We start from the raw sequence: 10,924 nt of genomic DNA on the forward strand, positions 1-10,924 counted from the left end.
GGTCGGACTCGGCGGGGCTCGGATTGACCGCGAAGCTGGCGCGCAGCGCGCCCGCCTGCGTGACCCGATAGAGCCCCGGGCGCTCGAGCCGCTCCGACTCGAGGTGCGTGGCGCCGTCACGCGTGACCAGCTCCGAAGGCAGCTCGCGCCCGTCGGCATCCTCGATGCGCCACGGGCCGGTGGTCGCCGGCATCGTGAAGCGCTCGCCGGGCTCGAGCGATGGCGCCGCACTCCCGCGCCCCAGCACTTTCACCATCTGATGGAGCAGCGGCAGGAACGCGCCGCTGGTCGACAGGTCCGACGCCCCGGCGCCGAACGACGCAACCAGCGCGAGCGCGTGAGGTGCCTCGATCAGCGCCGGGTGCGAGCGATCGAACTCGAGCAGCGGGCGCGCTGCGGCGGCCGGCGTGAAGCCGCGAATCGCGAAGAACCGCGCCGAAGAGAGCGGCTCACCCGCGCGCGCGGGGAATCCCGACAGCACGGCATGGTCGGCGACCGCGCGCATCAGGCGCCACGACGCGCCACTCGCGGCAGCGACGGGATCGCCCAGGCGGCCGAGGCCGAGTGCCCCCAGCACCGATTCGTTCCACCACGCAGCGTCCGCGCGCGCACCGAACACCACCAGCACTGCACCACCCGCGCGATGATGATCGAGCACTGCCTGCGCTTCGGCGGCACCGAGGCGTTCGAGATCGTTCAGCACCACCACGTCGGCACTACGCAGCGCCTCGGGCATCTCGGTGGCGCCGGCTGCGCGGACCACCAGCCCCGACGCCGGCGAGCCGGCTTCGAGCGCAAGCCTCAGCGGCGACGATTCACCGTCCTCGCGCAGCACCACGCGCAGTCCGCCGTCGCGTCCTGCCGCGACCCAGCGCTGATTGTCGAGCGGCAGTGCATCGTCGGGAATCGACACGCGCGCCCCGATGGCCGGCACACGGCTCAGGGGCAGCAGCGTGCCGGCGGATCCGCGCGCCGGCAGCGCGATGAAGCCGCGTCCCAGCGAGCTCCCGTCGGATTCCTGAACCTCGACCGCGAGGTCGCCGGCCTGTGCGTCGAAGCCCTGAGCGCCGACCTCGAGCGCTCCGCCGGTCTCGGCCGGCGCCAGACTCGCGTCGGTCAGTGCCGCGTTGGCGCGATTCGTCGTCGCGAACGGCACCAGGTAGATGCGCGCATTCGCGAACGCCGGATCGCGAAGTGCCGCGGGCAGCGAGTCGGTGCCGAATCCGGCGGCCTGCAGATCGCTCAGCCAGAACAGCTCCTTGTTGAGCCGGCGGCTCGCGCTCAATGCCCGCGCGGCCGCTTCGAGTGCGGCACGGTGATTCGTGGTCGCGGCACCGGGTGCGAGCGATTGCAGCGCACCTCGCACCCGCGCCATATCGGTCGACGGCTCGGGCGAGAGCGGCGCGGCCGCTGCGTCGTACGGCACCAGCAGCACCTCATCGGCCGGCCCGAGCGAGGCGAGCACGTGCTCGACCGCGCGCCGCGCCGCGGCGAACAGCGTGCCCTCGCGAGAGCCCGCGGACATGCTGCCGCTGCGATCCACCAGCACCACCACGGTGGTCGGCGCCGAGCCCTGGCCGAACGATCCGCGAATCGCCGGCCGCGCCATCGCGAGTGCCAGGCACGCCACGGCCAGCGTGCGCAGCAGCAGCAACAGCCACTGCTTGAGCTTGAGGCGCCGGATCTCGCTCTGTTGCACCTCGCTCAGAAACGCGAGCGAGGGAAAGAGGATCTCGCGCGGCTTCCGGCGGGTGAAGAGGTGGATGAGAATCGGGATCGAAGCGGCGGCAAGACCGAACAGGAACAGCGGATTCAGAAAATTCACGCGCCGCCTCCGCGCTTCGTCGTCACTTCGGGATACACACCCGCGTCACGATAGCGCGCCAGGGACGCGTCCCAGACTTCGAGCCGCGTGACCGGATGGATGCTCCATGCCGCGTCGAACATCAGCCAGCCGCTCACCCGCACGCGGCGCGCCTCGCCGCCTGCGGGGAGTTCCGCACGCTCCGTGAGCCTCAACTCGGCGACCAGCGCATCGACCGCCCATTCGGGGTGACGCGCTCGGAACGAGGGTGAAAGCGTAGCGAGGAGCGCGCCAGTGGTTCCGCGCGTCGTGGGCCACTCGCGGACGATACGGAGCGCCACCTCACCGTTGCCGCGGGCGTCGAAGCGCTCGACGAATCCCTCGACCGCGACTGCGCGCCTCTCGATGGCCGAGTACTCCGCGACGCTCGACCGCGTCGGCAGCGCGTCCAGCGCCTCGAAGCGGGTCGGAGTGGGATCGGCCGGGACCGCGACGCGCGATTTCATCTCGCGCCGGTGACGGAGTTCGAGCGAAGCGAACGGCCAGGCGCCCTCGGCGGTGAGCGCGAGCAGTCCCGCGACCCCGAACGTCAGCGCTGCGGTTGCGATCCATCGCACGCTCACAGCAGCCGCGCCCGTTTCTCGAGGTAGGCGAGCAGCGCCTTGTCGAACGCGGTGCGGGTGTCGAGCCGCACGTAGTCGATCAGCTGTTCACGACAGGCCCGCTGGTAGTGGGTGCTCCACGCCTCGAGTCGCTCGCGATAGCGCTTCGCAATCTCCCACGGTTCGGTGGTCAGACGCTCGCCGCTTTCCATGTCGACGAACGTGGCGGTGTCGTTGTAGGGAAAGTCCGCCTCGTCGGGATCGAGGATGTGGAACACCACCACTTCGTGCTGACGGTGGCGGAAGTGCTGCAGTGCCTTCAAGACCTCGGCGGGGTCGTCCATCAGATCCGAGCACAGCACCACGAGCCCGCGCCGCTTGATGCGCTCCGCCACTTCGTGCAGGGCGGGGCCCAGGCGGGTGCGGCCCTGTGCCTCGGCGCTCGCGAGCGTCTTGAGCACCACGTCGAGGTGCGAACGCACCGCGCGCGCCGGCACGAACGTCAGGGGGCGGTCCGCGAAGGTCAGGACCCCGACCGCGTCCTGCTGCTGCAACATCAGGTACGCCAGTGCGGCCGACAGCGAGCGCGCGTAGTCGAGCTTGCTCATCACGGCGCGCGGCGAGCGGAAACCCATCGAGCCCGACAGGTCGACGAGCAGATGACAACGCAGATTGGTTTCTTCGGTGTACTGCTTGACGAGCAATCGGTCGCTGCGCGCCCACACCTTCCAGTCGAGGTTCTTGAGCGGGTCACCCGGCATGTAAGGACGATGCTCCGCGAATTCGACGCTGAAGCCGTGAAACGGCGAGCGGTGCATGCCGGCGATGAAGCCCTCGACCACCAGTCGTGCGCGCACGTCGAGATGCGCGAGCCGCGCGACCACCGCGGGGTCCAGGTAGTTCGAGCCGCTCATCGCGTCACTCCCGCCACGCGGTCCACACCATTTCCTGGTCGTCGCGCTCGAACGGGGCGCCTTCGAAGCCGCCGCGCACCTCGAAGCGCTCGAAGCCCGCGGCGCGCAACAGCAGCTCCATCTCGGCTTTCCAGATCCAGCGCAGCGTGAAGGCGTAGCGATGCACGCGCGGTGCGCTGCTCGCGGGAGTCTCGGTGACGGTGCGGTCGGTGGTGAGCGTCTGACGCACGCGATCGTAATGGGTCGTGGATTCCATCTTCACGAGCGCCATCGACTCCGGGTGCGTGAACTCGCGCTCGAGCTGGGGCACGCCGTCTTTCGCCTGGATGAAGGCCATGCTCGGAAAGAACAGGTTCAAGAGCAGGCGCCCGCCCGGCGCCAGATGCTCCCGGCAGCAGCGCAGGGTCGCGAGCTGATCTTCGGCGGTGAGGTTGTGCAGGAGCGCGCGAAACGGAATCGTGATGAGCGCGTAGCGGCGCGGCAGGGTGAAGTCACGCATGTCGGCCTGCGCGACGTGAGGCGTGAGCCCGGCGCGCGCGGCCTTCGCACGCAGCAGGTCGAGCATCGCCGGCTCCAGGTCGATGCCGTCGATGTCGGCTCCAGCCGCGGCCGCCGGAATCAGAAGCCGGCCCGATCCACAACCGACTTCGAGGACCGGCCCGCCGGCGCGGCTCGATTCGCCGACGTAGAAGGCCCGGTCGGCGTCGTACCACGCGTAGGACAGGTCGTAGAGTTCGGCATCGAAGTAGGGCGTGGTGTGGGCGTAGCTCATGCCATCCGCTTTCGACCCTTCCACAGCCAGTAGACCGGGAATCCGATCAGCGCGATCAGCACGCCCAGGCCGGCGCGCGGGATCAGCGCGATCATGCCGACCAGCGGACCGCTCACCCCTTCGATCTCGAGCGGCGTGCTGGTCGTGAAGTCGCTGTAGATGATGACGGCGGTCACGGCCATGAACACGATCGCGGTGAGCGGGAACAACGCGGCGCGATAGCTCGGCGCCTCGAGCTTCTCTTCCTTCTCGCGGCGGCGGTACACGAACAGCGCGGCGGTCGAGACGCCGTAGAACAGCCACGAAGTGGTCACGAACCAGCCCGAGACGTCATCGAAGCCGCCCGCCACGCGCAGCCACACGATCGACAGCACCGCCTGGACCCACAGCGCGAGCGACGGGGTGCCACGGCGCGGATCGAGTCCCGCCATCGGCTTCCACAGCAGCCCGTCCGCGGCCATCGCCTGCGTGACGCGCGGCCCGGTCAGGATCGCGCCGTTGGTGGTGCCGAAGGTCGAGATCGCGACCAGCACCGCGAGCGCCTTGGCACCCCACTCACCGAGCACCCGCCGTACCGTCTCGGAGCCGACCGCCTGGTAAGCGCGCACGCCGTCGTCGCCGAGCACTGTGTAGTAGGCGAGGTTGGTGAGCACGTAGATGCCGACCACCAGCCAGGTGCCCCACACGATCGCGATCGGCATCACGCGTTTGGGATTCTTGATCTCGCCCGCGACGTAGGTGGAATCGGTCCAGCCGTCGTAGGCGAACAGGATCCCGATCATGGCGGCGAAAAACGCGGTGAGCAGTGGTTTGGCGGCCACCGCCTCGACGACGGGCATCGGAGTGCCCGGCGCAGTGGCCGGCAGCAGGAACGCGGCAGCGCACACGCCGAGGATTCCGATCACCTTGAGCGTGGTGAGCACCGAAGCGGTGCCGGCGCCCTCGCGCGCGCCCAGCCAGTTGACGAACGTGAGCAGCACGATCGCCGCCGCACCGACCACGAACTGCGTCGAGTCTGGCAGGCCGAGTGCCTGGCAGAAGTAGAGCGCGAACACGCTCGTGATCGAGGCGATCACAGTCGGCTTGATCACCCACAGGTTCGCCCAGCCGAACACGAAGCCCCACGCGTCGCCGAACGCCTCGCGGATGAACACGTAGAGTCCGCCGGTGCGCGGATGCGTGACCGCGAGTTCGGCGAGCACCAGCGAGCCGCAGATCGACAAAATGCCGCCCACCACCCACGCGAGGATCACGATCCCGACCCCGTGCAGATCCTGGGCGACCGAGTTCGGCGAGCGGAAGATGCCGGAGCCGATGATGTTGCCGACCGTGATCGCGGTCGCGGCGTAGAGCCCGATCTGGCGTTTCAACTCGACGGAATCACGTGGCGGTACGCGAGCGGCCTCGGGCATGCCGTGTTCTCCGGGTTCGGGTGGGGCTGCGAAGCTCGGCGCGCTACTCGGTCGGAATCGTCTTCAGCAGATCCTGGATGATGCGGTCGGGCTTGATGCCCTCGGCCTCGGCGCTGAAGTTCGTCACGATGCGATGCCGCAGCACCGCGGGGGCAACCGCGCGTACGTCCTCGATGCCGGGCGCGAAACGCCCCATCAGCACCGCGCGGGTCTTGGCGCCGAGCACCAGGTACTGCGAGGCGCGCGGCCCCGCACCCCACGACACCCACTGCTTCACGAACTCGGGCGCTCCGGCGCCGCCGCTGCTCGAGGCTCCACCGCGCGTCGCACGCGCCAGTCGCACGGCGTAGCGAACCACGTGATCGGCGACCGGCACGCGGCGCACCAGCTTCTGAAGCGCGATGATGTCGGCGCCGCTCAGCACCCGATCGAGCTTCGCTTCGTAGGCCGAAGTGGTGGTCGCGACGATTTTCTCCTCCTCGGCCTCGCTCGGGTAATCGACGAATACGTTGAACATGAAACGATCGAGCTGGGCCTCGGGCAGCGGATAGGTGCCCTCGAGCTCGATCGGGTTCTGGGTTGCGAGCACGAAGAACGGCAGCGTGAGGTCGAAGGTCTGGCCGCCGGCGGTGACCTGCTTCTCCTGCATCGCCTGAAGCAGCGCCGCCTGGGTCTTGGGCGGCGTGCGGTTGATCTCGTCGGCCAGCACGATGTTCGCGAACACCGGGCCGCGGATGAAGCGGATCGCGCGCTTGCCGGTCGCGGGTTCTTCCTCGATCACGTCGGTGCCGGTGATGTCGCTCGGCATCAGGTCGGGCGTGAACTGGATGCGATTGAAGTTGAGATCCAGCACCCGCGCGAGACTCGAGATCAGCAGCGTCTTGGCGAGTCCCGGCACTCCCACCAGCAGCACGTGGCCGTTCGCGAAAAGTGCCATCAGGAGCTGGTCCACCACTTCGTCCTGTCCGACGATCACCTTGCGCAGCTCGGTGATGATTCGCTCACGCGCGGACTTGAGGGATTCGACGGCTTGCAGATCGGACGTGGCGGGCTGGGTGGTCACACGAATCCCCGATGGTGAGAGGAGCTCAAGCGCGGGCGAGCATCGAGGCTAGGGCCGCGCCCTGCGCCGATTGTGAAGGGCGTGAAAGGCTAGCACGCGGTTTTCACGGCTCACAATGCGCGACGCGCCGGTGGCCCGCGCCGGAGAACCAGCGCGGGCCACGGTCGGATGGGCGCGGCTCGGATCAATCCACTCGTACGATCCGTGCGACCCGCGAGGTCGAGCCCGATTCGGCGCGCGCGAAGTAGACGCCCGCCGGCATGCGCCGGCCGGAATCGTCGCGACCGTCCCAGCTCATGCGATGGACGCCGGCCGCGAGTGCGCCGCGATGGACGCTGCGCACTTCGCGTCCCGCAACGTCGAAGATCCGCACGCGGATCTCGCCGGCCAGCGGCAGCGAGAACGTGAGCTTCACTTCGTCACGCGCCGGGTTCGGCGTCGCCTGCAGCGCGGCACGCGGCGGGGTCACCAGCTCCGATTCGACCGCGGTCGTGAGCGCACTGCCGGTCGCGCGGATGACGGCCAGCCCGTCGCGGAACGTCGCGCCGGGATCGCTCGACAGCGTGGTGGTCGCACCGGTGGCGGGATCGATCGAGAGCATCAACCCCTGGGTCGCGCCGTAGCCGACCGCCCACAACCGATTGGTGCCGGGATCCCAGTCGAGTCCGCGGGCCGCCGTCGTGTTGCCGACCACCGTGCTGCTGCCGGTGTCGCGGTTGATGCGAATCAGCCGTGCGGGCGGTGTGTTGTCGATGCCGTAGAGGAATCCGTCGACCGCGTTGTAGGCGAGGTCGGTCGGGAAGAAACCGGTTGCCTGCGCGAGCGGGCTCGCCTCGGCGGTGCGCGGATCCACCACGAACACCCGGTCGCCGATTCCGGTCAGATCGAGCACGTAGAGCGCATCGCGGTCCGCGGCGTAGGCGACTCCGCGGGCGCTGGCGCCGGTCGGCCCCAGCCTCGCGGTCACTCCGGTGCGCGGATCGAGCCGCCACAGATCGCCGGTGTTGACGTCGACCGTGTAGCCCATGGCGTCGGACGGCCGCCACGCGAGCCCGAGCATCACCGGCCCGGAGATCGGGTCCTCCCAGAGCGGCAGCGTGCAGCCGGGGCGCGGATACTCGAGGGCGCTGAAGACGCCGATTGCGAACGAGGTGGTCCCGGGACCCGGCAGACGCACCCACGCCTGCGCGTAACCCTTGTCGTTGTCACCCAGATAGAGATTGCCCGTCAGGGGATCGAGCGCCAGACCCGCGAACGCACCGAGGCGCCCGTAGTACTGCGAGATCGCGGGGTTCTTGGGCGGCAGGTCCTGCGTGCTCCAGCGGAACTTGGCGATGAAGTTGCCGTCGCGGTCCACCACCTGAATACCGCTGTGTTCGAGCGCGATCAGCAGCCGCCCCGGGTAGACCGGGCTCGTCATGGGCGACCACACGATGTCGTCCACCAGCGCGTCGAAGTCGGCATCCAGATTGGCGACGAAGTTGGTCGAACGCGATGACTTGATCGGCGCTCCCGCGCGCGTGAACTTGAACCACGCGTTCGACGTGATCTGACCGGGGTTGGCTCCGGCATCCACGAAGTAGACGAACGACGAGTCCACCGTGATGCCGCGGACACTTTCGAGCGTGTCGAGTCCCGAGCCCGGCACCGTGAAGGTGCTCGGCACCGTGAACACGGTGTCGAGCAGCGCGCCTGCCGCACTCCAGCGGCGCACGACTCGATCGGGCGTCACCTGCCAGTAGGTCGATGTCATGTGATCCCACGCCAGGCCCACACCGCTGGCGGGTCCCGCGCTCACCAGCGTGCCGCAGCGATCGCGAAGTGCGCCCGAACTCGCGAGGCGGCGGTTCACGGGATCGAACGCCAGCTCGTCGGACGCCGCGCCCGGCCAGCGCGCCATGGCGAAGCGATGTGGCCCAAAGGTGATCACGGGGCCGTTCGGATCGCTCGGCGATTCCCAGTTCACGGTTGCGTCGAGTCCCATGCCGGTACTCCCCGGGGCGATCTGAAAGTCCACCTGCTCGCCGGTCGCGCACACGATCGTGGTCACCACCGTCGCGGTTCCTCCGGTGCGATCGGAGCGCAGGAAGCGACTGAACAACAGCTCGCTTCCGCGCACGATCGCCACTTCACCCTGCGCGATCGTGCCGCCATCCACGCGCGCGATGAAGCGACCGCGTACCGTGTAGGTGCCGGCGATCGGCGCTGTCCATCGCACCACCGACCACGCCCCGCTGGGCCGCAGCGCGAACGACTTGCTCGGCAGGATGCCGATGTCGCTGACGGCGCGGGCGATCGCGGTGGGATTGAAGACCGCGGCTGCCGCACTCGCGCTGACGCTTTCGCGCCAGTACTGAACTCCCAGACCATCGGTGAACGCGTTCGGGCACAGCGTGAGCGTGCCGGTCACCAGCGCCTTGGTGCCGTAGGTCCAGCGCGCTCCGGCGAGGTTCGTCGCCGCGTTCCATTCGAGTCCGACATCGTCGGCGTGTGCGATCGCAGAGCCGATCAACGCCGAGCTGACGAGCAACAGTCTTGCGACAGCCAGGGAAAGGTGGGATTTCCGAAACGCACGGCGCATGGGAGGCCTCCTCGATCGTGGGGTGGATGTCCACCCAGACCGTCGCGCCAGCGGCGCCCGCGTTTAGCGCGGAGGCAGGATTCGGAACTCGGCGGTCAGCAGCGGCTCCGGGTGACCGGCGGCCGCCAGCTCGATGCGATAGTCGCCGGGGGCCAGCAGGGTCGCGGGCACGCGTACGCCGACCAGCTGATTCGAGGCATCCCAGAACTCTTCGCGCGGTCCCGTGACGCTCCACACCGCCACGCCGGATGCTCCGGTGATGCGGATCGAGAGCCGTACGTCCGGCGGTGAAGCATCGAGCAACAGCGGTTGCTCGAGTTGCCCGGGCTGGAGCCGCAAGGTCGGGAGCGTCGCGGCCGAGCGCGTCGGTCCGCGAAGCACCAGCGCCACCACGCCTCCGCCGGTTGCGGGTGCCACGGACGGCTCGCTGGTTCGGCGCTCGGCCGCCCGGCGTGCGTCCTCGGAAGCGATCAGCCTTCGTTCGGTCTCTGCACGTTCGCGCGGCGCCTGCACCAGACCGAGCCACGCGGGATAGGCGAGCAGCAGGGCGACCAGCGCCAGCGCGGGCTGCAGGGCCCGCACCGGTGCCGGCGCGCCAACGAACCCGGCGCGCACCGCGGCGAACCAGCCCGGGGATGCGGCGGCACGCATCAGCGCGACGTCTTCGCGGCACGCCGAGCACTCCCGCACATGGACTCCGGTGGTTGCGAGGGCTGCCAGCGGCTCCGAGTCGGCAGCACTCACGTAACGGGCGAGCTGGTCCGAAGAGGGATGGCGCCCGGCCAAAGCGGAGACGCGCTTCGTCTCGGCGAGCAGCGCGTGCGCCGCCTGCGCGGCGGCCCGGCAGTGATCGCACGTCGTGACATGACGCTCGACCTCGGCCGCGCGCGCAGCCTCCAGCGCTCCGCGCGCCCAATCCGAAATCAGCGGCTCCGCCTGCTCGTGGGTCATGTCGGCTCCTTGGCGCGGCTTTCCGCTCACAGGTCGCACCAGCGACTCAGGCGTTTATACTCCATCGCGCGAACCGCGTCTGCCGCGTCGCGCGCTCGATCTTCAAGGAGGGCCGCCTGAACGATTCGCCCCGACTCCCGCCCGCCGCTTCCGCCACCGTCGGCGATTCGTCGCCCGCGATCGAGGATGCGTCGGTGCGCCGCTTCGTGAGCGGCGATCCGGAGGCGTGTCGCGAGGTCGAGCGCTGGTCCCGCGCCATCCTCTTCCACCGGCGCCTCAACCTGAGCCGCGAAGAGATCGAAGACGTGGTGCAGGACGTGATCGCGCAGGTGTGGCGGGCGGCCTCGAGTGCGGACTTCCGGCTCACTCACGGGCTGCGCGCGTTCGTGCGCACCGTCACGCTGGCGCGCGCGATCGACCGCGTGAGGCGCCAGCGCGTGCGCCGCGCGGAACCGCTCGACGAGACCGAAGTCGACCCCGGGCCCGAGCCCTCGCGCCTCGCCGAGGTGAACGACGAACACGCCCGCCTGGCCACCGGGCTGCGAGCACTCGATCATCGCTGCCGCGAGATCATCCAGCTCCACTACTTCGAAGGCTGGCCCTACGCACGGATCGCCGCACGCGCGCAGCGCCGCGAATCGACGCTGCGAGTTCGCATGTTCAATTGTCTGCGCGTGCTGCGCGAACACATGGGCGAGCTGGGCATGCCGCGGCCGTGAGGCTCGCGGCGCTGGTCGTCGCCGGCCTGCTGGCCGCAAGTGCGGTGGCAGAGGCACAGGCGCCGACCGAGTTCGAGCAGCATCTCGCCGCCGGCCGCTATCGGGC

9 protein-coding genes are annotated in these 10,924 nt (G+C 69.4%); 1 reads left to right on the plus strand and 8 read right to left on the minus strand.

Annotated features, from left to right (window positions below):
- The 8 genes from HOP12_09180 to HOP12_09215 form a co-directional block, all read right to left on the minus strand.
- On the minus strand, nt 1-1,825 hold a 1,825-nt coding region (locus HOP12_09180; protein NOT34327.1), incomplete at its 3' end, for a VWA domain-containing protein.
- Entirely contained in the window at nt 1,822-2,427 is a 606-nt protein-coding gene (locus HOP12_09185) for a hypothetical protein (GenBank protein ID NOT34328.1), read from the minus strand. The genes HOP12_09180 and HOP12_09185, both read right to left, overlap by 4 nt.
- The gene (locus tag HOP12_09190; GenBank protein NOT34329.1) at nt 2,424-3,320 is read right to left on the minus strand and encodes a DUF58 domain-containing protein; all 897 of its coding nucleotides are present in this window, start codon (nt 3,318-3,320) and stop codon (nt 2,424-2,426) included. Before HOP12_09190 ends, HOP12_09185 begins: the two co-directional genes overlap by 4 nt.
- Before the next feature lie 4 nt (nt 3,321-3,324).
- Nucleotides 3,325-4,092 carry a class I SAM-dependent methyltransferase gene (locus HOP12_09195; GenBank protein NOT34330.1) on the minus strand — a complete coding sequence of 256 codons (768 nt, stop codon included), beginning with the start codon at nt 4,090-4,092 and terminating at the stop codon, nt 3,325-3,327.
- Nucleotides 4,089-5,504, minus strand: a complete 1,416-nt coding sequence (locus tag HOP12_09200) for an amino acid permease (GenBank protein ID NOT34331.1) — start codon at nt 5,502-5,504, stop codon at nt 4,089-4,091. The genes HOP12_09195 and HOP12_09200 overlap by 4 nt, the downstream gene beginning before the upstream one ends.
- A 43-nt stretch (nt 5,505-5,547) precedes the next feature.
- A complete protein-coding gene (locus HOP12_09205) occupies nt 5,548-6,573 on the minus strand; it encodes a MoxR family ATPase (GenBank protein ID NOT34332.1) in 1,026 nt (341 codons plus the stop codon).
- Between the two features lie 178 nt (nt 6,574-6,751).
- A complete protein-coding gene (locus HOP12_09210) occupies nt 6,752-9,148 on the minus strand; it encodes a T9SS type A sorting domain-containing protein (protein NOT34333.1) in 2,397 nt (798 codons plus the stop codon).
- Between the two features lie 63 nt (nt 9,149-9,211).
- Nucleotides 9,212-10,099: a zf-HC2 domain-containing protein gene (locus HOP12_09215; GenBank protein NOT34334.1), complete on the minus strand. Its 888-nt coding sequence runs from the start codon at nt 10,097-10,099 to the stop codon at nt 9,212-9,214.
- Nucleotides 10,100-10,293: 194 nt separating this feature from the next.
- Between HOP12_09215 and HOP12_09220 the strand changes: the two genes are divergently transcribed.
- On the plus strand, nt 10,294-10,818 hold the full coding sequence (locus tag HOP12_09220; protein NOT34335.1) for a sigma-70 family RNA polymerase sigma factor: 525 nt from the start codon (nt 10,294-10,296) through the stop codon (nt 10,816-10,818).
- Nucleotides 10,819-10,924 lie beyond the last annotated feature (106 nt).

The sequence above is a fragment of the Candidatus Eisenbacteria bacterium genome, from assembly GCA_013140805.1.
Classification (GTDB): domain Bacteria; phylum Eisenbacteria; class RBG-16-71-46; order RBG-16-71-46; family RBG-16-71-46; genus JABFRW01.

Coding starts and splice junctions, on each gene's coding strand:
- HOP12_09190 (NOT34329.1), bottom strand. CDS start 3,320: ATGAGCGGCTCGAACTACCTGGACCCCGCGGTGGTCGCGCGGCTCGCG.
- HOP12_09195 (NOT34330.1), bottom strand. CDS start 4,092: ATGAGCTACGCCCACACCACGCCCTACTTCGATGCCGAACTCTACGAC.
- HOP12_09200 (NOT34331.1), bottom strand. CDS start 5,504: ATGCCCGAGGCCGCTCGCGTACCGCCACGTGATTCCGTCGAGTTGAAA.
- HOP12_09210 (NOT34333.1), bottom strand. CDS start 9,148: ATGCGCCGTGCGTTTCGGAAATCCCACCTTTCCCTGGCTGTCGCAAGA.
- HOP12_09215 (NOT34334.1), bottom strand. CDS start 10,099: ATGACCCACGAGCAGGCGGAGCCGCTGATTTCGGATTGGGCGCGCGGA.